The sequence below is a fragment of the Kordiimonas sp. SCSIO 12610 genome (genome assembly GCF_024398015.1).
In the GTDB taxonomy this organism is placed as follows: Bacteria; Pseudomonadota; Alphaproteobacteria; order Sphingomonadales; family Kordiimonadaceae; genus CANLMI01.
On record NZ_CP073747.1, the window covers coordinates 2,688,520 to 2,714,663 of the forward strand.

Consider the following 26,144-nt stretch of genomic DNA (forward strand, 5'->3'; position numbering starts at 1 on the left):
TCAGTTTAAAATGGCTCAGTTTTCTTCTGTGATCGAAAAAGCGATGGCTTCCCGGAAAAAAATTGTATTTCCGGAAGCTAAGGATGAACGCATATTAGACGCAGTAATTCGCGCAAAATATGAAAGCCTATGCGAGCCAGTCCTGATCGGTGATGTAGATGAAATATATAGATTGCTTAGGATAAAAGGATTTAAAGGCGAGATTGAGATCGTAGATTCATCAAGGCATTGTTCGGGCAATGCTGAGAAATTGAGCGCAGCATATTTCAAACTTCGCAAGCACAAAGGCGTTACTATGGAAGGGGCCATTGCCGCTATACGTGATCCGCTGATTTGTGCCGCATTGATGGTTCACCTGGGAATGGTTGATGGAGGCGTCGCCGGAGCTGTCTATACAACATCACAGACCGTAAAAACGATATTGCAGATTATTGGATGCAGTCCTGAATATACCTTTGTATCAAGTTTTTTTCTGATGGTGATGGATCAGCCGCACCATTCCCGCCATGAGACGGTAATGTTCTCTGATTGTGGTTTGGTTATTGATCCCGATGCAGAGGCGTTAGCGCAAATAGCGTATTCGGGGTCCAACAGTTATCTGGCCTTATTCGATGAAAATCCAGTAACTGGCTTTTTATCTTTTTCTACTTGTGGCAGTGCTTCTCATGCAAAGGTACATGAGATAAAAAAAGCAATTGAGCTTGCGAAGAAGGTCGCGCCAGGAAAAATCCTTCCGGATGAATTACAATTTGATGCGGCTTTTGCGCCAGAAGTGGCCGCTAGAAAAATACCCAATCATTCTTCATCAGATACTGTAAATATCTTCGTTTTTCCTAACCTAGAGGCAGGCAATATTGGCTATAAAATCGCGGAGCGTATTGGTGGTGCAAAGGCAATCGGGCCAATTTTACAAGGCCTGCAACAGCCGTTTAATGATCTGTCTAGAGGGTGCAATGTTGACGATATTTTCAATGCGGTAGCAGTTACGTGTGTACAAGCACAGAGTAGAAATTAGGATTGTCGTATACATACCGTTTCTGGCTGTCCTATCTGAATTATACCAAAAGAGTTATTATGCCTTATATCGAAGAGTTAAATGCTGGAATGCCAGCACTGGACGAGAGTGCTGGAACAACATCTTGGTTCGAATTTGCCCCGCCAAAGATTTTCTATGCACCAATAGCGTTTTATAGCCTGTATTTAAGTTTACGCCATTTAGGCGTAACTTTACCTACGTGCACTAATCCTGCACTTCCTTTTTCAGGATTGGTTGGCGAGAGTAAATTTGAAGTATTAAATGCGTTTGATAAAGAGGCATCAGACTACCTTCCTACTTATGCGCAAGTTCGTAAGTCTAATGATGACACTAATAATCAGGAAACTATGTCTAAAGCACTACAGCAGAAGAACGCGAATAAGCTTGAGTATCCTTTTGTAGTTAAGCCAGACATTGGAATGCGCGGTGCAGGTGTTCGCGTTGTGAAATCAGATGAGGAGTTGGAAAATTATATAAAGGCCTTTCCAGGCGGCGCTGATATATTATTGCAAGCGCTGGTGAATGAAGAAGGGGAAGCTGGTGTTTTCTATATAAGACACCCTGGAGATGAAGTAGGTAGTATTACCAGTTTGACGCTAAAATATTTCCCAAAGGTTATCGGCGATGGCTCTAAAACACTAAGAGAATTGATTATGGCTGATAGCCGAGCAAGTCAAATTGCCCATGTTTATTTTGAAAGGCATGAAGATTATTTAGATGAGGTGGTTGAAGAAGGTAGAACAATTAGATTAGCTTTTGCAGGCAGCCACAGCCGAGGGACTATTTTTAGAAATGGTAATGATCACATAACGCCTGAGATGGTCAAAACCTTCGATAAGCTTGCTAAGCAAATGGGCGAGTTTTACATCGGTAGATTTGATATCAGGTTTAGTGACTTTGATGCATTAAAAGACGGTAAGGGATTTCAAATTATTGAAGTTAACGGTGCGGGCGGTGAACCGACCCATATTTGGGATTCCCGAACAAAGCTATTTGAAGCTTATAGCGCACTTATGCAACAATATAAATCGCTCTATCAGATTGGTTCCTTTAACCGGTCGAGAGGGTTTAAACCCGATAGTCCGATCAGCTTATTCAAGGCTTGGATGCGTGAGAAAAGACTGACCGAACGGTACCCATTCAATCATTAGTGTTTTTTATTGCTCTTCATACCTTGGAAAATGCTTGGCCAGATACGCAATTACACGCTTCTTATCTTCTTCCGGCAAAGGTGGCATACCCTGTTTTTTTTCCATCCAGGTCAATAAATCCTGCCACCCATCGTAGGTAGATCTTTGTTGCATAACGATGCTAAGGCTATGGCAGCCAGAACAGTATATATCTATTAATTCATGAGAAGCATCTTCTTCTCTAGGAAGCCCCCAGTATTCATCATTTGGGTTAAACAGAGTTGCTGTTAATGCAGAAACCTTTATGGATGGGGTCAGTGCGTTGAATTGGTTTTCATATTGTGGTGTCTTCGGCCATGTTTCCGCATTCTCGCGTATACGATTTCGCTGCTGGGGAGATAGTTCCGACGTTTCAATGGGAACTGACTTGGAAGATATGTTGGATAAACTGACGCTCGAAGAGGTTTGGTCTATATATTCAACATATGCAGCGAATACTAAAAGAGCAATTATGATAAAGGCAACAACCCGGATTTTCATTATGCTACTCCAAAAACCGCAATACGGTGTTGCATGTTATTTAAATACCCTTTTGGATTCCAGCCAGGTGTAGTTGCGGGCTGCGTTTTGCCTTCACTATCAGTTGCTCGCGCCCATACTTCATAATAACCTGATTGAGGTAAAGACAGTTCTGCATACCAATGTTGCCATGCGTATTTGTTTACAGGTTTTTCTAATATTGCTGATTGCCATGTTGCTCCGAAATCAAGCGATATATCGACTGCAATTACATCGAGGTCGCCAGCCCAAGCATGCCCTCTGACTTCAAAAGCAACTTTAGGTGCTACTCGGGCACCCGTTTCAGGATATGTGATCAGAGACTTAACGGGCATTGACTCTATGATCTTCATATCTTCATCAGGCACTTTAGCGCCTGGTGGTACCGGATAAGCAGGTACTCGATATGAACTTCCTGTCATCTTAGGGCCGTCATGTACCTGATCTCGGATGGTTATTTTAGTAAGCCATTTTTGAGAACATGAGCCCGGCCAACCAGGGACGACAAGCCTTAGTGGTGCACCATTCATGAAGGGTATAGGATCGCCGTTCATGGCCCAGGCTATCAGATTATGCTCATCCATTGCTTTTTCAATTGGCACGCCTCTGGATATGGGCAGTCGGGCGGGGTCACCGGACAAATGTTCGTCAGCGCCATAATGTGCCGTATATACCGCAGAGGGTTTTACACCTGCAGCCTTCAGGACGTCATGTAAACGAACACCTGTCCATTCTGGACATCCAATAGCGCCAAAAGACCACTGATTTCCACGAGCACTTGGGTTGTAGAATTTGCGCCCATTGCCCCCACACTCTAATTGAAGCTGAAATGTATGAGGGGTAAACTGTGTTTTAAGATCTTGTATGGATAGGTTAAGCGGTGTTTTCACTTCACCATCTATGACTAAACGCCAATTTTGAATTATATCGCTATCCAGAAATGGTGGGATACCGTTGTTTCGGATAAAAAACCTCTCAGCTGGTGTTACCTTGTCATCTAACAGATGCGGTGGTGTTTCCATATTGAGAGGGCGATCATTCAGTAGCGTGAGGCCATCTTTGCCAGAACTCTCTTCTGCATTAACATCTTGTATTATATGCTTATTAAGATTGTCTATAAACGGTATAGGTAACCCTAATGTGTTTGCAACAGTTGCTCCCCCAAGCAATCCTAATGCTTTGCGTCGAGAAATGTTGGAAACAGTGGTGTCGGTTTGCTTTCCATTTTTGCGATTTTCTTTCATGCTTCTTCAACTCATAAGTTTAGGACTTTAAGGGAATATATACATAGCACTTAAAGCGGCGGCGGACATAAATAGTGTGGTTACAATAAGGGCAATCAACGGTTTTATACCAACGGTTAATATTTCAAATACATTTGTTTTTAAACCAATTGCAAACAAGGATGCTACCAGGAAAAAACGCGAGGTATCGTTGCCGATTAGCGTGATGTGCTCCGGGATAAAGTTCAAACAAGATGCAATCGCCAATACAAAGAACACGACTAAAAAAGGTGGAAAAAACGTTCTTATTCTTATTGAGTGTGATTTAGCTACTGACATGGTTTTAGCGCGAGTAGCAAAAGTAACTATCATAACTATTGGTAAAAGCGCAGAAACGCGGACCATCTTTAATAAAACAGCCATATCGCCTGCTTCGTTTGAAATGCTATATCCCGCACCGACAACTTGGGAAACATTGTGAATTGAACCACCAACAAATACACCTGAAGCAAGTGGTGTCAGTTCCAGCAAAAAAGCAATTGCCGGATGCGTTATCATCACTAACGTACTTAAGATAGCTATACCTGCCGCGGTAATGGCCAGCTCACGGTTTCTCTCTTTACATTGAGGCATTGCGCAGCAAATTGCGGCAGCGGCAGCGACGCCGCATACAGCCACGGCGCCGCCGATAAGGAAGGAGAGATTTTTTGTCGATCCAAGTAACCGCGATACTTTATAGCCAACTGCGAATGTCGCAAATAATAGAATTATGATAAAAACAGGAGCAGAAATATTAACTGCGGTGATGTCTGCGATGTCCATTCTCAACCCCAGGAGGGCAACTCCTGTATAAAGAATAGTAGTTGATGTCCAATGTATGCCCTGTGTGAGTATGGCATTACTATATAGGCGATGTAGTAATAAACCAGAAAGTACAGCCAATAGCATTGGAGAAACAGGTATTAGATTTGCGACTACGAGCAGAAAAAAAGTCACTAGAAAACAAAAACATACCCCGAAGAAATATGGAAGAAAGGTGGTGTAATGGACCGCTCCGTTTTTTGTTGCAACCGTTTCACTACTCATTGTTAAACCTCTCAACTTTCGACACAGGCAAACTGGCAAGGGCCTGATAATGTCATGTTGTGCCTGCCTTAAAATAAGGTGCAATCGGTGATTTTGATTAGAGCCAGCTTATAAGAAACGATATATCCAGTGATTTGCTAATCGTGATTGCTAAGTTTTTTTACGTTATGTGCAATGATGTCTATACCTGTGGGAATACGATCAATCGGGATATAAGAATAGCCAATTCTGAAGCAATTCTGAGGCCTGTGATGTTGGTGAAAATGAACATCACCCGTTTCAATAAGTGCATTATCTTCCATGCACAAATTCATAAGCTTAGACGTGTCAAAGTGTTTGGGCCCTTCTAACCAAAATGATGAACCGCTTTTGGTTGGTAATATATGCCAGCCGGGCAATTTCTCTTGCAGCAAACGATAGCATAGCTGCCATTTTTTATGGTTAGATTCGGTCAGGTTACGTAATAATCGATTATAATAGCCTCGTTCGAGAAAATAAGCGATCGCACGTTGATTGTTAGCTGGGGGGTGGCGCATGATCAAGCGCCTAAGGGCTCTAGCTTTTTGTATGAATTTTTTAGGTCCAATCAGATACCCGAGCCGTATACCCGGCGCTAGTGTTTTCGACATGCTGCCTAAATAGATAACGCGCCCATACTTATCATAGCTTTTCAAGGCAGGTAGAGGAGCCTCCGCAAAATTAGTCTCGGCACCATAATCATCTTCGATAATAAGAAAGTCATGCTCTTTGGCCATTTCAATTAAATGCTGCCTGCGGTGAATGGGCATTGTAACTGTCGTAGGGGATTGATGGCTGGGTGTAGTAAAGACCAAATCACATGATTTTAGTTGGTCGTCGATAATAAGACCCTGATCGTCTATTTTTAGGCATTTGAGATTTGAGGTGAATTCGTTGGCGATGTTTCTCGCATCAGGATAGCCCGGCTCCTCTAGGCCAAATGTACTATCTGAGTTCAACAGCATTTTCATAGCCATATACAGCGCGTTTTGTGCGCCAACAGTAACTAATATTTCAGACTCGTCGACCCACAAGCCTCTTCGTGTGATCAATCTGGATCGTATTTGCTCAATCAACAGCGGATCATCACGGTCTATTCTATCTTGCGACCAATCAGTTATTTCCTGAATGCTGACAGCGTCTTTCCAGCATTCTCTCCAATGATGCACGGGGAATAAAGACGGGTCAGTTTGCCCGTATATGAAGGAATATTTGAAATCTCGCCAATTCTTGGGTTTGGTAATGTTTCGTTGCTTCTCTTCAGGCTGATTGAGTTTTTCTTGCCAGTTTACCGTATCGACATACCCGTTTTGAAGGCGTTTGCTTCGTTCATGAGCTGTGGTGATATAATCGATTACTTCTGGATTTACATAGTATCCTTTCCGCTCTTGCGATAATAAAAAACCATCCCCTTGCAACAGCTCATATGCCAGCGTGACGGTGTTGCGCGATACACCCAGTTGATTGGCGAGTTTGCGACTGGAGGGCATAATAACATTAGGAGCGATTTTACCATCCATTATGAATTTGGAAATTTGATCACATAACTGCTTTTGCAAGCCACGTTTATCAAGGCGATCAAGATTGAATAGGAAATCCATCTAAAATTACTCCAAAAGTTAGGCCGCCGCCAAATTATTAGGTTGATCAATTGGCGAAAATAGTTTTATCATATTTATCATGATAAATAAAATATCTATTTTCAGTATTACATTGGGCTTTTGGCAGATAAGTTCATTGTGGGATTAAATTGAGATAATTTTGACTGCTGCAACGGAATAGGAAAAAAGAATGGCGGGAACGTTTCCAGATATCATTGCATTTGCGATACTTTGTACGTTTCTGCTATTGGGGACAATACTTCGCACTAGCGTCCCTTTTCTAAAAAGAAACCTTGTACCTTCAAGTATAATTGGAGGGTTGGTGGGCTTCGCTGCTTTGGTGTTTTTATCGAGATACATTGGTTGGTCATATAATTTCAATACGCTGACATTTCATTTCTTTACGCTTAGTTTCATGTCGCTTTGCCTAACCATGCAGCCTGACCATCATGAAGGAAGCACTAAAACTGTTATTAGTGGGGGGCTTTGGTTGGCATTAATCTGGGTAGCTAGTCTAGTCTTACAGTCATTGATGGGGTTTGGCGCAATCTATGCCTTCAATATCTTTAGTATAGAAGCTGTTAACGAGTATTTGGGAGCTTTATCCACGCATGGTTTTACACAAGGACCCGGGCAAGCGCTTGCGATTGGTACAATTTGGCAAGATGAATTCAATGTTGACCGAGCCGCTGATATTGGGATTATCTATGCTTCACTTGGCTTTGTCGCAGCATTTTTAATTGGTGTTCCTTGTGCGCGGTGGGCTGTTGCACGTGGTCTAAATGCTAATAAAGATGCGGCAATAACGCTTGATTTTGAAAGAGGTGTGTATCCTGAAGTCGATCGCCCAGCAAGCGGTCAGCAAGTGACACAGCCGAGCAATGTGGATAGCCTTGCATATCATATTTCATTATTAGGTGTCGCTTACTTGTTGACTCATCTCTGGTTGGTTTCAATGCAAGGAGCAGTTACGGATGTCGCTCCGTTTGGTATTCGACTGGATATTTTGTTTAGCCATAACCTCTTTTTTGTTCACGGTCTGATTGTCTGTATTTTGCTGCGAATGATAATTCAAAAGATGGGATTTGCGCGATATTTTGATGCTGATACGCAAAAACGTATTACCAGTAGCTCAGTAGATTTTATGATCATAGGTACCTTGATGGGGATCAAGGTTGCTGTTCTAGCAGCATATTTGGCTCCTGTTATTGTTGTTGCCATATCAATTTCAATGATAACGGCTATATTTTGTTACTTTATGGGACGACAACTAGCCGTATTTGGTCTTGAAAGATCATTGACCATCTTTGGCTGTTGCACTGGTTCTACTGGGAGTGGGTTGCTTTTGCTCAGGATCGTTGATCCAGATTTTCGGACCACCGTTTCACGGGAGCTTGCATTTTTCAATGTGGCAATTGTCTTTCTGTCTATTCATGTATGGGCAATCGTGTCTCCTTCACTTCCATCTTACGAAATATCTACATTTTTGGCCATATATGGTGGGACGTTTGCTGTATGTCTCCTGCTGCTCTGGTTGTTACAAAAACGTCTATCTTATGTGCAAGAGGAGCGATAAATGAGCAATGAAATTGAAGTTTTCTCGGCGCGCAAAATATACACAATGATGGAACAAAATCCTGTTGCCACCCATGTTGCAGTAAAAGATGGTAAAATCCTTAAGGTGGGTGACTATGAGTCAATGGCCGAGCTGGGGCTATACACCTTGAATGAACAGTTTCATGACAAGGTCATTATGCCTGGTTTTGTTGAGGGCCACTCTCACACTCTGGAAGGGCACTTATGGCAATATACGTATGTTGGATACTATGATCGTGTTGGTCCTGACGGAAAGAAATGGTCAGGCTTGAAATCAACTACAGAGATTATTGGCCGCCTGAAATCAACGATGAAAGACAGCGATGGGCCCATCGTTGCGTGGGGCTTGGACCCAATATTTTTTGGTGGCAAACGTATTTCCACACATGACCTAGATCAAGTAACTACAGACCGCCCCATTATCATTCTGCATGCTAGTGGACATTGCGTTAACGTTAATAGTTGGGTTTTGAACGAAGCAGGAATTGATTCTGAGACTAACATTGAAGGAATATTGAAATCAAATGATGGTGTTCCGACGGGTGAGCTACGAGAATTAGCAGCAATGTTTGTTGCCTTTGAGGTTACGGGTACAAATTTTTTTGATAAAATGGGTGCCGAAGATGACTTGTGGCGATTTGCACAACAAACTAAGACTGCAGGTGTAACGACTGCCACAGAACTGTATTCCCCAATTCACGACGGAATTTTGAATTCGTTACAAAATGCAACGAAGATGCCTGAATTTCCTCTCAGGCTGGCAGTGTCTAAAGCTGCTGTAACATCGAATCCTGAAGCAGATGTTCAGCGTGTGAAAGAGTTAGCTAATTTAAATACGGACAAGTTATTTTTTGGTTCCATTAAGGTTATGACCGATGGATCAATTCAAGGATATACGGCGCGAATAAAGGATGAGTCTTATTATAATGGTGCTCCCAATGGGATTTGGAATGCACCACCGGCAGAGATTAAGACTGCAATAGGCTATTACATCCAACATGGTATTCTAACTCATATTCACACGAATGGGGATGAGGCCATTGAACTAGCAATTGACGCAATTGAAGCGGCACAAAATATGGCTTCTATGCGTCCGGTATTGCAGCATGCACAGCTTATTACCGAAGATATGATTGAACGTTGTGTCGAGAACGCGATTCATACCAATATTTTTTCCAACCATCTTTATTATTGGGGTGATCAGCATGCGAGTTATACGATTGGTCCAGAACGTGTTCAGATGTTGAACCCGGCGGCCTCTTTATTAAAGGCGGGAGTTACCCTAGCCTTTCATTCAGATGCCCCTATTACACCAATGGCGCCATTGTTTACTGCCTGGTGCGCGGTAAACCGTATGTCTAGTAGTGGGCAGATACTAGGATCAAGTGAGCGTATTTCAGTGGAAGAAGCCCTTTATGCTATTACGATGGGAGCTGCAAAAACGCTTGGGCTTGATGACAAGATCGGAAGTATTACAGATAATAAGTATGCTGATTTTGCTGTTTTAGATGATGACCCTTATGAAGCTGAACCTATTGCAATAAAGGATATTGGTATTACCGGCATAGTTGTAGGAGGTAAGATTTTCCTCAATGACTAGCTCAAGAACACAGAAAAATACTGAGATTCCGATCACGGTTATTAGCGGATATTTGGGAGTAGGAAAAACAACCTTTTTGAGGCGGTTGATAGAATTACCTGATAGCAGGCAGTCAGTTTTCATTGTTAACGATTTTGGGTCGTTAAATATTGATGCAGCTATTGTCGAGATGAATGGAGGTAATACATTTCAACTAGAGAATGGTTGTATATGTTGCTCTCTTGTAGATGGCTTGGTGAAAACTTTATTGGAAATAAAGAAATTAGACCCTAGACCAAAACGAATTATTATTGAGGCTAGCGGTATCGCAAACCCAAAGCGAATATCTGAGGTTGGTCAGCTTTCTCGTTCATACAAAGATAACGGAATTATCACTATTGTAGATGCGTCTACTCTTTTTCATCGAATGAATGACTATGATACCTGTAATTTGTTGAACGAGCAGATTCGTGCTGCAAAAACCGTCATTGTAAATAAAACGGACCGAGCAACCGCGAATATGGTAAAGTGCGTACTTAGCAGCTTGCGTGATGTTAACCCGAAGGCTGAATTGCAGACCACTAGCTACATGCAGTTCTCAGATAATGTTCTGATGAACTTTTTAGATCGCTCGACAATTGAAATGCCAACAGATGATTTTATAGATAGTGAAAACCATAATATGGCTACTTATCGGTTTCAATTTCCTCAGTCCGTTTCGAGAACAAAACTTATCAGCTTTATTGAGGGATTACCCGATACTATTCATAGAGTGAAAGGATTTGTGAAACTTTCCGACCGTGTCAACGTTATGGCCATTGAGCGCTCCGGGCTCAATCAAGTTTCTATTTCTGAAGCAGTAGGTGTATCTAAAGAAGTATTAAATGAGGTTGTCATCATTGGCACCCGTGAAATGCCACATTTGGCCGAGTTACAATTGCGGTTGAAAAATTTGGTTCAAGAAGTTTGACGTTTCGATCATTTATTTGTCTGATTTATTTATCATGATAAACTGGTTGATAAATGAATAAGAACTGGCCCTAAGGTGTGTTTCAGTATTCAGGTAGGGTTGAATAAGGAGGAAAGGGTCAAAATTGAACACATGTTCGGTTTTGATCCATATCGCGGGATATGTATAACTAGAAGGGGAATTCGATGAAGTATAGATCCATTGGCTTAAAAGCTTCGTGTTCATTTATGGCCTTATCAATACTGGGTCCTGCATTAGTTGCACAAGATGCATCTGATGAGAAAGATGAATTTGTATTAGAGGAAATTGTCGTTACTTCAACTAAAACTGGCGCTGTTAGTCTTCAAGAAGTTCCCGCAGCGATTACTGCAATATCATCAGATGCTTTGGATCAATCGGGTGTGATCGATTTACAGGGCATTTCCTATAGGACCCCAGGATTGACTTTAGGTGAATTTAATGTTGGGCAGCCTCAGATTTTCATTCGGGGAATTGGTTCTAATGATGATGGTGCAGGAGGTGATCAGTCTGTTGGTATTTTTGTTGATGAAGTTTTTATAGGCCGATCAGCAGGAGCATCATTAGATATTTTTGATCTAGAGCAAGTGGAAGTACTGCGAGGACCTCAAGGTACCTTATTCGGTAAAAATGTTATTGGCGGTGCGATCAGTTTTACTACCAGAAAGCCAACTGAAGAAGTTGAAGGTAAATTAGAGGCGACTTATGGTAATTTAGATGCGACGCGTATTCGTGGATATTTGTCAGGACCACTATCAGATAGCGGTACAGTTTTGGGCAAAATAGCTGTTAATTATTTCCATAGAGATGGTTTCGTTACCGATATCGATGAAACTCTAGAGTTTAATGACCGAAATGATGTGTCGGTAAGAGGTCAGCTACGGTTGATTCCTAACGAAGACTGGATAATTGATTTAAGCGCTGATTATGCGCGTAAACGCCAAAATGGTATCGGCAGAAATGGTGAAGGCTTATTAGGCACCTTAAATGAAGACATATTCCCAACGTCAGCGGACCCATTTATTACGGTTGCCGACGAAGAAGGGTTCCAGGATCGCGATATATTTGGGTTCAGTGCGCGGGCGGAATATTCAACAGAGAAAGGAACCTTAACGTCAATAACTGCTTATCGTGATATCGAATTCAGTTTTCTGGATGACGTCATTGCGCAAAGGCCTGGTTCGGCAGGGCCTAACCTTGACAATGGAGCCATTGAAAATAGTTATCAGTTTACACAAGAACTAAGATGGTCAGGTTTTATAGGTGATCTTGATTATGTCGTAGGTGCGTTCTACCTATTTGAGGATGTATTCCGTAACGAATTCTTTGAAATACCAGGTTTGGATAGAGGAGACTCTTTCCAAGATAACCTGACAAACAGTTACGCGATTTTTGCACAGGCGTCTTACAACATCAACGATAGACTTACGGCAACAGTTGGTGCACGGCAAACATGGGAAACTAAAGAGAATACTCAGTCAGTTGAAGCAGCACCAGCTGTTATCACGAATGATATTGCAGAGCAAACGAACGATGCAAGCTTTAGTGCGTTTACGCCCCGATTTGTATTAGACTATCAAGCTAACGATGACTTGCTTTTGTATGGTAGTATCGCTAGAGGCTTTAAATCTGGAGGCTTTCAGGGAACACCCGGTAATGCGCAAGTTGCAGCTAATTCATTTGACCCAGAATTTGCTTGGAATTTTGAGGTCGGCTTTAAATCAACATTACTTAATGATCGTCTACGGTTTAATGTTGCGGCATTTCTGACTGACAATACAGACTTACAAGTTTTGCAGTTTATCAGTGCTAACGATCCAAATGATCCAACCGCTGGTTTCATCGCGACAGATAATGCCGCAACGGCTGAAATTAAAGGGATTGAAGTCGAGTTCAACTTCTTGGCTACTGAGCGTCTTGAAATTGGCGGGTCGTACTCATATTTGGATGCAGAATTTACAGAGTTTTTTGATGCTACAGGTGCTGACTTTAGCGGGAACCCGCTTCGCAATGCACCAGACCATAAGTTCAATATCGGTGTAACATATACTCAACCTTTATCCAATGGCAGTAACTTGGTTGCTTATTATGAACATAGAGGACAAACAAGAGCATTTCAGGACCCCGCTGGGGATTTACGTCTTGCCTCTTCTATTCCGGGGTTTGACGTTGCAAATGCGCGGTTAAGCTATGTCCCTGAAAGTGAACGATGGAAAATTGATGTCTGGGTTGATAATTTATTTGATGAAGTGTTTCAAACACATAATTTCCCACTTGGAAATGCAAATGGTTTCTCTACCCCGGGAGCTCCGAGAACTTACGGTGTAACTGCTACTATAAATTTCTAACTAAAAATCAACACTATTAGACCAATATAAAGGGCCGGAAATTTCCGGCCCTTTGCTTTTGGTTATAATTGCGAGTGGCTTAGCCAGAGGTTGATTATAGTTCTGGGTTGTTTTTTACTTGATTTAAAACGGACCTTATAAAGGCCATCCGCTCACGGACACTCGCAATAGCGCCTTCTTCGTCCTCTCTGATTAAACACTCGTAATATTGTTTGAGAATTTTATATGCGGTTTTGCCGTATTCTTCTTTGATTGAAGAATGAAAATACATAAAGTTTTCTATAATGGTATCGCTGATTAAATCATTGATAAATAAACATAAAAATCCAAGCAACTGATTTGGGGATTGCTGAGCAATAATACTGTTGAATTCAATTTCAGTTTTCCGCCTTAGTCGCCAGATATCGATATTTGTTTCCGGCGTATCAAGAAACTCCTCACATTTGTCCAGTAATTTCTTAAGCTCTGAGAAAGTGTTTTTTGAGATATTCCCTATTACTGAAGAGCATAAGGCGATTTCTAATGGTTCCCTAACATCATATATCTCATTAGTTGATAAATTTTTAAAACGAAAATAGTTTCGCAGTGACTTGTTGGCATATGAATACGATACATCAATTAATCGTGCGCCCCCTTTTGGGCCTGTTTCGATAGTTATCAAGCCTTGATTTTCAATACTTTTTAGGGCTTCTCGTAGCGTGCTTTTACTGCAACCAAATTCAGCTATTAACTCGACTTCTTTAGGCAGTCTGTCACCCGGTTGCATACCATCTGAAACAATTCGTTCTAACAGATCGTTAGCAACGCTTTCCGATAATTTAATGCGTTTCGCCTTGGGTGAACGAGATAATTTTATGCCTGTGTTTTGTTGATTGGTCATGAATTGCTCATTTCGCTGATAACAAATATTAGATTATTTACATGATATCATTTATTATCATGTTAAACATAGTAAATATTTAAAATTGATAGCAAGAAGTCAGGATATAAAGATGAATTTCAATTTTATTGGATAGTGAAAAAAGTAAAGACTGGCACTAAAATCGAAGTACTCTACAAACTATTATGATCACGCAATAAATTCAATTTATGAAGAACTGCCTGCGACATTCCAAAAGGTTTTATTCGGGTAGCTTATATTGTTGAATATTAGGGGAACTGTGAATGGGACAATTAAGTTATGTATCTGGCGTTAGCGATCAGCCACTTAGGTATCAAACCATTGGTGATGCGTTGGCACATGCCGCGGATTGTTTTGGCGACAAAGAAGCGTTGGTTTTCCCGGAACAAGATGTGAGGTTGAGCTATGCAGATCTTAACATTGCAGCAGAGAGGATGGCAGCGGGTTTTTTAGCACTAGGTTTTAAAAAGGGAGATAGGGTTGGTATCTGGTCCCCAAACCGATATGAATGGGCGTTAACACAATATGCAACGGCCAAGGTTGGTATTATCCTTGTTAATGTTAATCCTGCCTACCGGATATCCGAGCTTGAATACGCCCTTAATAAAGTTGAATGCAAAGGCATTGTAACCGCCAGAGTATTTAAAACCTCAAATTATCTGGAGATGATCAACAGGTTAGCCCCCGAGCTTGCTGAAAGTGAGAAAGGCCAGCTACGTGCTAAAAAGCTTCCGCATCTGTCACATGTCATTGTTATGGGCGAAGGTGACGTGCCGGGTTGTTATGGTTTTGATGAAATAAGCACCTTAGAGTCTGAGGCTGATCATCAACTACTATCGGATATTGCTGCAACGTTGGAAGCAGATGATCCCATTAATATCCAATTTACCAGCGGCACCACGGGCTCGCCGAAGGGCGCGACCTTAACGCATCATAATATCCTGAATAATGGCTATTTTGTTGGAGCGCGACAGAATTTCTCAGCTTCGGACAGGTTGGCAATACCAGTCCCCTTATATCATTGCTTTGGTATGGTTATGGGGGTTCTGGGGTGCCTGATGCACGGCGCTACAGCAGTTTTCCCTGGTGTGGGCTTTGATCCTGTTCTCACGCTCAAAGCCGTACAGGAAGAAAAATGCACCGCTCTTTACGGTGTGCCAACCATGTTTGTGGCGATGTTGGAAACCCCTGAATTTGAAAGCTTCGATCTTTCCACGCTTCGAACTGGTTGTATGGCGGGCTCACCTTGCCCTGTCGAGATTATGAAGCGCGTAATCGCAGATATGAATATGGCTGAGGTTACCATCGCTTATGGTATGACAGAAACCAGCCCTGTTAGCTTACAATCCATGTCTGATGATGTTTTGGAAAAAAGAGTTTCTACTGTTGGGCAAATTCACCCCCATGTGGAAGTGAAGCTTGTGGATGAATTCGGTCAAACGGTACAGCGCGGAACCCAGGGTGAACTGTTAACGCGCGGTTATTCTGTTATGCTTGGATATTGGAACGATAGTGAGCGAACTTCAGACTCTATCGACAAGAACGGCTGGATGCATACAGGTGATCTGGCGGTGATGGACGACGAGGGATATGTAAACATCACTGGCCGCGCCAAGGATATGATTATCCGCGGCGGAGAAAATATATATCCGCGTGAAATAGAGGAATTTTTATATACCCACCCTTCTATTCAGGATGTTCAGTGCTTTGGTGTGCCTGATAAAAAGTTCGGTGAAGTTGTGAGCGTATGGGTCAAGCTGAAACCTGAGCAAACATTGGATGAAGCTGGTTTGAAGAATTTTTGCAAAGACCAGATCGCACACTATAAGGTACCAACCTATGTCAGGTTTGTTGATGAATTTCCCATGACTGTTACGGGTAAAATGCAGAAATTTGTTATGCGCGACAAGATGGTTGAAGACCTGAATATCACCGAACAAAAAACCGCATAAGGGGAATTGTCAGATTAAACTGACAGCACCGCCACTATATGGCTAACCACTTATTCTTTATAGATTTTATTTTGCAATCTTAGTTTGATTCTCCATCTTACACTAAGACGGCAAAAATCTATTGCACTGACATGTTAGCAACAGATGTGAGAACTCACGCTCACCTTTTCCATGACGAGAACGAGCCATGCTCAGGTTCAGACGAATGCGAAATTTACAGAAATTCGCCTCGATGCATGCCTCACTATATAATCACTTTAATAGAGAACGACACCTAAACAACCGAGATACTTTTAAGCGATACCGATCCGAAGCTCTTTCGGAATGGCGTCAGCTTGTCGAGAGCAATTTTTAGAATTCACCCTTTATAGTGTAATTTGAGACGAGTTAACATTAAACCGACAGCATCTCCGGATGTGCTTTGTGTATTTAGAAAATTATTAATTGACAATTTTGTAATGTGTAATCTATATATAATAATATAAGGAATAAAAAATGACTAATTCTGAAACAGAGGAAACAAATGTTGTTCAACCCCAAGCGCTCATTGATGCGCTTGCACCTGACTTTGAGGCGCGAACAACCTTGGGACTTGTCAAACGATCCGACTATCTTGGGCGTTGGCTGGTATTCTTTTCACACCCTGCCGACTTCACGCCTGTATGCACCTCTGAATTTGTTGCGTTTCAGGAAGCTTCGGACAAGTTCTCAGAACTGAACTGCGACCTTTTGGGGCTTTCAGTGGACAGTCTCTATGCTCACATCGCTTGGGTGAGGGATATTGAAGAGCGTTTTGGTGTTAGAATCACTTTTCCGATCATCGAAGATATATCAATGGCTGTTTCACGCACTTTTGGGATGATCCATGACCAGTCAACAACAACGGCAGCAGTGCGTTCGGTCTTTTTCATCGACCCGAAAGGGTATATTCGGGCCATGATCCATTACCCTATGAATATTGGGCGGTCAGTCGACGAAATCCTTCGTGTCCTTGCAGCGCTTCAAATCACTGACGAAAAAAAGATTGCAACCCCTGAAGGCTGGACGCCCGGTACAAAGACTGTCCTGCCACCACCACTTGATCAGGATGAAGCGGATACGCGAACTGGGGATGAGGGTGGAGCTTGGTATCTTACTCATGTGGAGGATAGCAAATGAACATCCCCATGGACCAAATGGAACCGCTAGCCGAAGAGGCGACTTCTCTTTTGAAAGCACTCGCGCATCCGTCACGCCTAATGATCTGCTGCAAGCTTCGCCATGCTGAGCTTTCAGTTGGTGACATCGAAAAACAGTTGCAAATCAAACAGCCGAACCTCTCTCGCGAATTAATGAAGCTTCGTGATGAAGGCCTGGTTGAAACACGCCGGGAATCAAAGGTGATCTTTTACCGTCTTGCTGACAAACCACGTGTTCAAGGGATGATAGATGGTATTTGCGCTGTCATGCTCGGTCAGGCACCTGCCCCCGCCACGATGGAAGCACCATCCACAAACACACCAAAACGTCGTCCTAATCCCGCCGGTGGTTACGGTGTTTTCGCAACAACACGATCTTCGCCGTAAGAATAAAGGAACCGATCATGATCCAACCTGCAGTGACAGCTTTCTTCGATGAGCCAACCAACACGGTCAGCTACGTCGTAGCAGACCCCGCAACAGGCAAGTGTGCAATCATTGACTCTCTCCTCGATTTTGATCAGGCGTCCGGACGGACAAGCACCGCGTCTGCTGATCAGATCATTAAACATGTTGTCGCTCAAAATCTGTCCATGGAGTGGATCATTGACACCCATGTTCATGCCGATCATTTGACTGCCGCCCCCTATTTGAAAAGGATGCTTGGTGGTCGCACCGGCATTGGAGATCAAATCTCGACAGTCCAACGAGTTTTTAAGACAATTTTCAACGAAGATCGGTCGTTCCATACAGATGGCAGTCAGTTTGATCACTTGTTCAAGGATGGCGAGATCTATTCTGTTGGATCGATTGAGGCAAAAGCCATCCATACACCAGGTCATACGCCTGCCTGCATGAGCCATTTAATCGGTGATGCATTATTTGTGGGTGACACTCTGTTTATGCCTGACTTTGGGACAGCACGCTGTGATTTTCCGGGAGGCGATGCAGGCACGCTTTACGATTCCATTCAAATCCTGCTTGAGCTTCCGGATGATACGCGCATGTTCCTTTGTCACGACTATAAAGCGCCAGGGCGTGACGATTATGTCTGGGAGACGACGGTTGGTGAAGAAAAGCGATCAAACGTTCATGTGGGTGCAGGCAAATCTCGCGATGAATTTATTCAAATGCGGGAAGCCCGCGATGCGACGCTCGCCATGCCACAGCTTATTCTACCGTCTGTTCAGATCAATATGCGAGCTGGTGACATGCCGCCTCCGGAAGACAACGGCCAGCGCTATATGAAGTTACCGATAAACGCGCTTTAGGAGAGTAAGGATGGACATTAAAACGATTGCTCCGGATTTTTCTGTTACCGAACAAATTCAGCCTCAGGATGTGAGTATTATTGCATCCCAGGGATTTCGATCGATCATAATCAATCGACCGGATAATGAATCCAGTGACCAGCCCGAGTATCAAGCTTTCGAAAACTCATGCTCAGCAGCCGGTGTCAATCTCCGTTTTATTCCGGTTGTTCCCGGTAAAATAACCGACGAAGATGTGGAAAGATTTCGCATGGCGCTTCAAGAGCTGCCTGCGCCGACGCTCGCTTTTTGTCGGACAGGAACACGATCGATGACGCTATGGGCACTCGCTCAATCTGGCCACCTCTCCACTGATGCAATTTTAAAAGCTGCTAGTGGCGCAGGCTATGATTTATCGGCTCTACGTTCTAAGCTTGAATCAAAAGAACACCACAATAGACCGATAGTACCAACATTTGAGCATCATGATATTCTTATCATTGGTGGGGGTGCAGGCGGTGTCGCTACAGCGTCTAGTATAGTGAAACGGCGACCAGGGTCTGATATTGCGATTGTTGAGCCCAAGAACGAGCATTATTATCAACCTGGTTGGACATTAGTTGGGGGCGGTGTGTTTGATCGAGAACAGACAGAGCGACCAATGGCTTCAGTGATACCAAGTGGAGTGACCTGGATAAGGTCTGCCTGTGCTGAATTTGAACCAGATCGCAATCAAATTGTTCTCGAAGATGGTCGGCGCATTTCTTATCAAGTTCTTGTAGTCTCTCCCGGTTTGAAACTCAATTGGGAAGGAATCGAAGGTCTAAAAGATACGCTTGGCCAAAATGGTGTAACATCAAACTACCTCTTTGACATGGCACCATACACTTGGGATTTGATATCTGCCTTCAAAGGGGGGCGAGCTTTATTCACTCAACCCGCCATGCCAATTAAGTGCGCGGGCGCCCCTCAAAAAGCTATGTATCTTGCGTGCGATCACTGGAAGCGGCACGGAGTACTCGGTAATGTCAATGTGAAGTTCCACAATGCAGGCGGCGTGCTTTTTGGCGTTAAGGACTATGTCCCCTCTCTTATGAAATACGTCGACATGTACGGGATTGACCTATGTTTCAATGAAAACCTAATTGCCGTTGATGGGCAGACAAAAGAAGCGACGTTTGAAGTCACAGATGCAGCGGGCGAGATAAGCAAAATTAAACGCGGTTTTGATATGCTGCACGTCACGCCGCCGCAGGTGCCGCTCGGTTTCATTCAAAACTCGCCACTTGCTAATGAAGCAGGATGGATTGATGTTGATGGCGAAACACTGCAGCATACAAAGTATGGCAATATATTCGGTTTGGGTGATGGCGGGTCCACTCCAAATGCTAAGACCGCAGCAGCTGTGCGCAAACAAGCACCTGTGGTGGCACACAATGCACTAGCCGTTCTTCGGGGCAAAACGCCGACAGCTGTCTATAATGGGTATGGTTCCTGCCCACTCACTGTAGAGCGGGGTAAAATTATCCTCGCGGAATTTGCCTACGGAGGAAAACTTGATCCATCGGTTCCCACATGGATGCTAGATGGAACAAAACCGACACGTCGAGCCTGGTTTTTGAAGGAAAAAATGTTACCCAATATCTATTTTGACATGATGCTAAAAGGAACAGAAACACTAGCAAAACCAAAAATCCTGCCGCATCGACCGGTTGCACATCAAGCGCATGATGCTTTTAGAGATCAAATAGATAATAGACCTTAGCTTCCCCGAAGCCGGTGATTAACGATTTTCTGCCCCCCATTAAAATGTTGATCACCGGCTGAATAAAAAGTTGGTAAAGAAACATGCTTGAGAAAGTAGCTAAATATTTGCCCATTTTAAACTGGATCAAAGCCTATAATAGTGAAACGCTGGCTAGCGATTTGGTTGCGTCCGTCATTGTAACTATCATGTTAATCCCGCAGTCGCTTGCTTACGCACTTCTTGCTGGGTTGCCGCCACAGATCGGCCTGTACGCATCCATTCTTCCTCTTGTTGTTTATGCCCTGTTTGGAACGAGCCGGAGTCTGGCGGTTGGCCCTGTCGCTATCTTATCGCTTATGACAGCCGCTGCAGCAGGGAAGATTGCAGCAACTGGCACAGTCGAATATATAGAAGCTGCTGTTATTTTAGCATTTTTATCTGGTCTTATCCTCCTCATTCTGGGAATGCTTCGAATGGGGTTTCTCGCAAATTTTTTGAGCCATCCGGTTGTGTCAGGATTCATTACCGCGTCAGGAATTCTGATTGCCGCCTCGCAGTTGAAACATATTCTCGGGATTAGAACAGAAGGCCATACCCTCATTGAAATCATTGTGTCGCTTGGCGAGAAAATAGACCAGGTTAACGTGCCTACATTTGCAATCGGTATCAGTTCTTTATTGCTTCTCTTCTTTATCCGCAGCCATTTAAAGTCGCTTTTAGTCGCCCTTGGCCTTCCAGATAAGGTTGCAGTCATTATATCCCGAGCAGGTCCCGTTTTCGCTGTTGTCGCCAGCATCTTCGCCGTTTCAGCTTTCTCACTGAACGATGTCGGGGTCAGCATTCTCGGTGACATACCGCGTGATTTACCGGAAATTGGTTTACCAGCTTTTGATCAGGATATCTGGTTACAGCTCGTAGGGTCTGCCGGGCTCATTAGCCTAATCGGCTTTGTTGAATCCGTATCGGTTGGCCAAACGCTCGCCGCGAAGAGGCGCCAACGAATTGACCCAAATCAGGAATTAATCGGCCTTGGCGTTGCAAACCTGGCTGCGGGAATATCTGCTGGATATCCTGTAACGGGAGGACTTGCACGATCTGCTGTCAATTTTGATGCTGGCGCTGAAACTCCAGCAGCGGGCGCTTTTACAGCAATTGGTATTGCTGTCGCTACCATATTCCTGACACCTTTCCTGTATTTTCTGCCGCAAGCGGTGCTCGCCGCAACCATTATTGTTGCAGTGCTTTCGCTTGTCGATCTGCACGCCATCAAGAATGTATGGGCTTATTCAAAGCATGACTTCACTGCGATGATCGCAACAATCATTGTCACTTTGGTGTTTGGTGTCGAACTTGGAATCACGGCAGGAGTGATGCTATCGCTTGTTCTCCATCTCTATAACACAAGCAGGCCGCACTTTGCCATTGTGGGACGGGTGCCGGGGACACAACATTTTCGCAATATACATCGCCATCAGGTGATTACTTCGGACAGAGTTTCAACAATTCGTGTCGATGAAAGTCTCTATTTTGCGAACGCTCGGTTTCTTGAGGAGACGATTTACAATCTTGTCGCTGAAATGAGTGCAATTGAACATCTGGTCCTGATGTGCCCGGCTGTCAATCATATTGATGCGAGTGCACTAGAAAGCCTGGAGCATATAAACCACGTGCTACGGGACGCCGGGATATCCTTGCATCTCTCCGAAGTGAAGGGGCCTGTGATGGATAAGCTTGAGGGTACCAGCTTCCTGAAGGGTCTGACCGGCAAAATCTATCTTCATCAATATGAAGCGATTGGTGATTTGGACCGAAATTGTATCGATAGACCTTTGGAATCGGCGAGGATGGAACCAAGTCCTTTTCATCATTCCTGTTGAAGAGAGGACTGCGGCCTGTTGTCCGAGAGCTGATGACGGAATGACGCTAGAGGCTTACAATTGCCTTAAACGAGTAGGAAAAAGTCGTGTTTGATTTATTTGATGCTGGTCAACTTGCCCGAATGCAGTTTGCATTTACGGTATCTTTTCATATCATTTTTCCGGCCTTTTCAATCGGGCTTGCAAGCTATCTAATGGTTCTTGAGGGCTTGTGGTTGAAGACCGGTGACAATGCCTATCTAAAGCTTTTCAAATACTGGTTGAAGATATTTGCTGTTGCCTTCGGGATGGGTATCGTCTCAGGCATAGTCATGTCCTATCAGTTTGGCACCAATTGGAGTGTGTTTTCCGACAAGGCGGGGCCTGTGATCGGCCCTTTGATGGCATATGAGGTGCTCACCGCCTTCTTCCTGGAAGCTGGTTTCCTGGGTGTCATGCTTTTCGGGATGGGCCGTGTTTCTAAATCTCTCCATTTTACTGCGACTTGTATGGTCGCTTTCGGAACACTTCTTTCTGCTACTTGGATATTATCGGTAAATTCATGGATGCAAACACCCGCGGGCTTCAGCATCAACGATGTTGGGCAGTTTATTCCAGAGGACTGGTTCGCAATTATCTTCAATCCGTCCTTTACTATCCGACTTGTCCATATGGTGCTCGCAGCCTATCTAACTACAGCGTTCGTTGTCGGTGCGGTAGGCGCTTTTCATCTTCTCAGGAACAAAGCGAATAAAGAAGCGCGGATTATGTTTTCGATGGCTATGTGGATGGCCATTATAGTAGCTCCAATTCAAATCTTCGCTGGTGATTTGCACGGCCTCAACACGCTTGAGCATCAACCTATTAAGGTTGCTGCTATGGAAGGGCATTGGGAACGACAACGGGGTGCTCCTCTGATCTTGTTCGCTCTGCCGGATGAAGAGCAAGAAGAAAATCATTTTGAAATCGCAATTCCAGGACTCTCAGCGCTTATCCTGACGCATGAATGGGATGGTGAGACGCCAGGGCTGAAAGATGTTAGAAAAGAAGATCGTCCACCAGTTGCCATTGTCTTCTGGAGTTTCCGGATCATGATTGCAATCGGAACTGCCATGCTTCTGATTGGTATCATTAGTGGGCTTCTCCGATTTCGAGGAAGGCTCTATGACGTACCAAACTTTTTGCGCGCAGCTTGCTTGATGGGACCATCCGGTTTTGTGGCGGTTTTAGCCGGATGGATAACGACTGAGGTTGGGCGACAACCCTATACAGTTTATGGATATTTGCGTACTTCCCAATCACTCGCGCAGATCGACGCGCCAGCGGTAGCATCATCACTAATTGCATTTATCATCGTCTATTTCACGCTCTTTGGTGCAGGCACCTATTATATTTTAAAAATGATGTCCCGGTCACCCAATGAATCATCCTCGAAACCAGGTGATAGAAACCCGAAGGCGCATACTCACGAGCCACCGTGGGTCGTTAATAAAACAGCCAAGGCAGTTGAGGAGTGAATGATATGTTTGATTTACCGACTATTTGGGCAGGGCTCTTGGCAATTGCGATATTCACTTATGTGATCCTCGATGGCTTTGATCTTGGTATAGGTATTCTGTTTCCATTTCTTGAGAGTGAAGAGCAACGCGGTGCCTCTATGAACACTGTAGCACCTGTTTGGGATGGTAACGAGACCTGGCTCGTTCTGGGTGGTGGAGGCCTGTTTGCCGCGTTCCCGCTTGCGTATGCGGTAATAATGCCTGCGCTTTATACACCAATTACTATTATGCTCCTTGCTCTTGTATTTCGTGGGGTCGCCTTCGAGTTTCGTTGGCGTGATAAAAGCCATGAGAAGCTTTGGGATCGCTCGTTTCACTTCGGATCGATATTCGCGACTTTTTGCCAGGGCATTGTGCTTGGCGCCTTTGTACAAGGTATAGAAGTTGAAGGCCGAGCCTATGCTGGCGGCTGGTGGGATTGGCTTACACCTTTCACAATAATATGTGGCTTCGCTTTGACCACGGGTTACGCTCTCTTGGGTGCTACATGGCTTATTATGAAGACCGAAGGTAGTTTGCGAGAGCGCGTATATGTGCTTGCCCGATATACTAGCATAGGTACACTCTTCTTTATTGGAGTTGTTAGTATTTGGACCCCGTTCCTTTCGCCAGAGATCGCGGAACGTTGGTTCTCAACGCCCCAGATTATCTTTGTTCTTCCAGTGCCCACCCTCACTATTGTCCTTGCGGCTGTCATGATGTGGGCGCTGATTAGGAAAAAGGACCGCATTCCTTTCGCAGCTGCAATCGGCTTGTTCGGTCTTTGCTTCGCGGGCCTGGGGATTGGCATAACGCCATACATCGTGCCGCGCGCGATAACGATCAGTGAGGCTGCAGCACCTGATGTCAGTTTGCAGTTTATGCTTATTGGCGCCCTCATTCTTCTACCCATTATTCTCGCGTACACGGCTTATTCGTATTGGATCTTCCGCGGGAAGATTGACCCTGATGCGGGGTATCATTAATGCGAAAAAATTTGTGAACACCAGTGGATAAGACAGGTCCCAAAGAGATTTTATGGTTTATCACTCTGTGGCTAATGGGTGTGACCGCAGTAGTATTCATAGGTTCATTGATTAAATATATATTATCCTAAAAAATTATACATATAATAAAAATCGATTACATTATAAGTATAAATGAATTTCATATCTTATTTAATATTAATTAATATTTCAAAGAAGATATTATTTAAATAAATAATACTTCAATGTAAATATTGTAATTAGAAAGAGATGAAACTATGACTTTACGAATTGGAGACATTGCTCCAGATTTCGCTGTTACCACCACCAAAGGTGAGATTGCATTACATGATTGGTCGAAGGGTAGCTGGGTATTTTTCTTCTCCCATCCAGCGGATTTCACACCGGTTTGTACAACGGAAATGGGTCGCACAGCACAGCTCGCCGATCAGTTTTCTGCTCGAAATACGAAACCGTTAGGTCTTTCAACAGACAGTGTGGCTGAACATTTGAAATGGATTGAGGATGTGAATCATACTCAGGATACGGCCCTCAATTTCCCAATTGTAGCTGACCCGGACTGTGAGATTGCCCAGCTTTATGATATGATTCATCCGAATGAGAGCAACACGGCGGCAGTACGTTCGGTCTTCATAATCGATCCAGAAAATCGAATTCGGCTGATTATGACTTACCCGATGTCTGTTGGGCGCAATTTTGACGAAATCCTTAGGGTAATCGATGCTCTTCAAACAGGTGACGCGCATAAAATTGCTACTCCCGCTGATTGGACACCTGGTAAAAAGGTGATCATACCGCCATCAATTTCGAGCGAAGATGCAAAAGAGCAATTTCCTCAAGGCTTTGAGGAAATCAGGCCTTATTTGCGCTATACAGAGGTTGCTTAGTACGTTCTGTTAAGCAGATACTATCTCATGCCAATTAAGTTGGCGTGAGATGTCAATTAGGCCTATTTTATGTCTTGACGCATTAACTCGCGCACTTGTAGCTCCTTCGACTTAAGGCCAACAGCGCGTCCCTCTTCAATTGCTATACTCGCCGGCACACCATCTTTAAAACGCTTGAGTGCCCATACAGCACCCGCTCGGTTTGCTGAGGCACAGTGTAACAAGATGGGATAATTTGATTTGTCCGCTAAAAGCCTCGAGACTTCGTCAACTTGTTTCCAGACCGATCCATCTCCCGCAAGCGGTATGTTTTTGTATAAAATATTCAAACGCGATGCTGTTTGCATTTCCTCAAACACGCCATCTTCTTCTGGTCGGCGAAGGTCAATGATTAGCGTGAACCCGAGCCGCTTAGCTTCTTCCACACCAGCGACAGTTAATTTGCCACCCATTCCCAGATACGGGGCCGCTCGTGTATAATTGTTTATGTCTGGTGATACCGCACCACCAAATGGGGCTTCATTTATACCTTCATGAAGGCCATAAACGGATGCCTTCGCATCTTGACTATTGTGCGCGCCAAACGCTCCAGCCGTCAAAGCAAGTAGCATCAGCATGAGTAGCGCGTGGACTTTATAGATTGTCGACATCGAATAAAACCTTTC

21 protein-coding genes and 1 pseudogene are annotated in these 26,144 nt (G+C 43.9%); 16 read left to right on the forward strand and 6 right to left on the reverse strand.

All coding sequences use genetic code 11. From position 1 onward, the window contains the following. Positions 1 to 10 precede the first annotated feature (10 nt). Together pta and KFF44_RS12625 are read left to right on the forward strand one after the other, a co-directional pair. On the forward strand, positions 11 to 1,015 hold the full coding sequence (gene pta, locus KFF44_RS12620) for a phosphate acetyltransferase (RefSeq protein WP_255934700.1): 1,005 nt from the start codon (positions 11 to 13) through the stop codon (positions 1,013 to 1,015). Between the two features lie 59 nt (positions 1,016 to 1,074). Then, entirely contained in the window at positions 1,075 to 2,187 is a 1,113-nt protein-coding gene (locus KFF44_RS12625; protein ID WP_255934701.1) for an ATP-grasp domain-containing protein, read from the forward strand. Positions 2,188 to 2,193: 6 nt separating this feature from the next. Here KFF44_RS12625 and KFF44_RS12630 read toward each other — a convergent pair whose 3' ends face one another. The 4 genes from KFF44_RS12630 to KFF44_RS12645 all read right to left on the reverse strand — a co-directional run bounded on the left by KFF44_RS12630 (position 2,194) and on the right by KFF44_RS12645 (position 6,652). Next, on the reverse strand, positions 2,194 to 2,706 hold the full coding sequence (locus tag KFF44_RS12630) for a hypothetical protein (protein WP_255934702.1): 513 nt from the start codon (positions 2,704 to 2,706) through the stop codon (positions 2,194 to 2,196). Then, the gene (locus KFF44_RS12635) at positions 2,706 to 3,968 is read right to left on the reverse strand and encodes a sulfite oxidase (protein ID WP_255934703.1); all 1,263 of its coding nucleotides are present in this window, start codon (positions 3,966 to 3,968) and stop codon (positions 2,706 to 2,708) included. Before KFF44_RS12635 ends, KFF44_RS12630 begins: the two co-directional genes overlap by 1 nt. Before the next feature lie 27 nt (positions 3,969 to 3,995). After that, positions 3,996 to 5,033: a YeiH family protein gene (locus tag KFF44_RS12640; protein WP_255934704.1), complete on the reverse strand. Its 1,038-nt coding sequence runs from the start codon at positions 5,031 to 5,033 to the stop codon at positions 3,996 to 3,998. Positions 5,034 to 5,170: 137 nt separating this feature from the next. After that, positions 5,171 to 6,652, reverse strand: coding sequence for a PLP-dependent aminotransferase family protein (locus tag KFF44_RS12645; protein ID WP_255934705.1), 1,482 nt, complete (start codon positions 6,650 to 6,652; stop codon positions 5,171 to 5,173). Positions 6,653 to 6,842: 190 nt separating this feature from the next. Here KFF44_RS12645 and KFF44_RS12650 point away from each other — a divergent pair, with 190 nt between their 5' ends. The 4 genes from KFF44_RS12650 (at position 6,843) to KFF44_RS12665 (ending at position 13,163) form a co-directional block, all read left to right on the forward strand. Next, positions 6,843 to 8,228, forward strand: coding sequence for a sodium/glutamate symporter (locus KFF44_RS12650; protein WP_255934706.1), 1,386 nt, complete (start codon positions 6,843 to 6,845; stop codon positions 8,226 to 8,228). Next, positions 8,229 to 9,848 (forward strand): amidohydrolase, encoded by a 1,620-nt coding sequence (locus KFF44_RS12655; RefSeq protein ID WP_255934708.1) that lies wholly within the window; start codon positions 8,229 to 8,231, stop codon positions 9,846 to 9,848. It abuts the gene before it with no gap. Beyond that, a complete protein-coding gene (locus KFF44_RS12660; RefSeq protein WP_255934720.1) occupies positions 9,841 to 10,797 on the forward strand; it encodes a GTP-binding protein in 957 nt (318 codons plus the stop codon). The genes KFF44_RS12655 and KFF44_RS12660 overlap by 8 nt, the downstream gene beginning before the upstream one ends. A 185-nt stretch (positions 10,798 to 10,982) precedes the next feature. Beyond that, positions 10,983 to 13,163, forward strand: a complete 2,181-nt coding sequence (locus KFF44_RS12665; RefSeq protein ID WP_255934722.1) for a TonB-dependent receptor — start codon at positions 10,983 to 10,985, stop codon at positions 13,161 to 13,163. A gap of 94 nt (positions 13,164 to 13,257) precedes the next feature. On the opposite strand, the gene KFF44_RS12670 is transcribed toward KFF44_RS12665, so the two are convergent. Next, complete coding sequence (locus tag KFF44_RS12670) at positions 13,258 to 14,043, reverse strand: FadR/GntR family transcriptional regulator (RefSeq protein WP_255934725.1); 786 nt, start codon at positions 14,041 to 14,043, stop codon at positions 13,258 to 13,260. A gap of 284 nt (positions 14,044 to 14,327) precedes the next feature. On the opposite strand from KFF44_RS12670, the gene KFF44_RS12675 reads away from it, so the two are divergent. From KFF44_RS12675 to KFF44_RS12715, 10 genes and pseudogenes are all read left to right on the forward strand, one after another. Next, positions 14,328 to 16,016 (forward strand): AMP-binding protein, encoded by a 1,689-nt coding sequence (locus tag KFF44_RS12675; protein WP_255934726.1) that lies wholly within the window; start codon positions 14,328 to 14,330, stop codon positions 16,014 to 16,016. 133 nt (positions 16,017 to 16,149) lie between these two features. Continuing rightward, positions 16,150 to 16,371, forward strand: a pseudogene (locus KFF44_RS16235) (IS6 family transposase); the annotation flags it as partial. Positions 16,372 to 16,511: 140 nt separating this feature from the next. After that, positions 16,512 to 17,174 (forward strand): peroxiredoxin, encoded by a 663-nt coding sequence (locus tag KFF44_RS12680; protein WP_255934727.1) that lies wholly within the window; start codon positions 16,512 to 16,514, stop codon positions 17,172 to 17,174. Continuing rightward, the gene (locus tag KFF44_RS12685; protein ID WP_255934735.1) at positions 17,171 to 17,581 is read left to right on the forward strand and encodes a metalloregulator ArsR/SmtB family transcription factor; all 411 of its coding nucleotides are present in this window, start codon (positions 17,171 to 17,173) and stop codon (positions 17,579 to 17,581) included. The genes KFF44_RS12680 and KFF44_RS12685 overlap by 4 nt, the downstream gene beginning before the upstream one ends. Before the next feature lie 17 nt (positions 17,582 to 17,598). Continuing rightward, positions 17,599 to 18,465, forward strand: coding sequence for an MBL fold metallo-hydrolase (locus KFF44_RS12690; protein ID WP_255934737.1), 867 nt, complete (start codon positions 17,599 to 17,601; stop codon positions 18,463 to 18,465). A gap of 10 nt (positions 18,466 to 18,475) precedes the next feature. After that, a complete protein-coding gene (locus KFF44_RS12695; protein WP_255934739.1) occupies positions 18,476 to 20,209 on the forward strand; it encodes a bifunctional protein tyrosine phosphatase family protein/NAD(P)/FAD-dependent oxidoreductase in 1,734 nt (577 codons plus the stop codon). 83 nt (positions 20,210 to 20,292) lie between these two features. Continuing rightward, positions 20,293 to 22,068 (forward strand): SulP family inorganic anion transporter, encoded by a 1,776-nt coding sequence (locus KFF44_RS12700; protein ID WP_255934740.1) that lies wholly within the window; start codon positions 20,293 to 20,295, stop codon positions 22,066 to 22,068. A gap of 86 nt (positions 22,069 to 22,154) precedes the next feature. Continuing rightward, positions 22,155 to 23,564, forward strand: coding sequence for a cytochrome ubiquinol oxidase subunit I (locus tag KFF44_RS12705; protein ID WP_305118786.1), 1,410 nt, complete (start codon positions 22,155 to 22,157; stop codon positions 23,562 to 23,564). 5 nt (positions 23,565 to 23,569) lie between these two features. Next, positions 23,570 to 24,571 carry a cytochrome d ubiquinol oxidase subunit II gene (gene cydB, locus KFF44_RS12710; protein WP_255934741.1) on the forward strand — a complete coding sequence of 334 codons (1,002 nt, stop codon included), beginning with the start codon at positions 23,570 to 23,572 and terminating at the stop codon, positions 24,569 to 24,571. Between the two features lie 278 nt (positions 24,572 to 24,849). Then, entirely contained in the window at positions 24,850 to 25,479 is a 630-nt protein-coding gene (locus tag KFF44_RS12715) for a peroxiredoxin (protein WP_255934743.1), read from the forward strand. Between the two features lie 62 nt (positions 25,480 to 25,541). On the opposite strand, the gene KFF44_RS12720 is transcribed toward KFF44_RS12715, so the two are convergent. Further along, positions 25,542 to 26,129, reverse strand: coding sequence for a beta-lactamase hydrolase domain-containing protein (locus KFF44_RS12720; protein ID WP_255934753.1), 588 nt, complete (start codon positions 26,127 to 26,129; stop codon positions 25,542 to 25,544). Between the last annotated feature and the right edge of the window lie 15 nt (positions 26,130 to 26,144).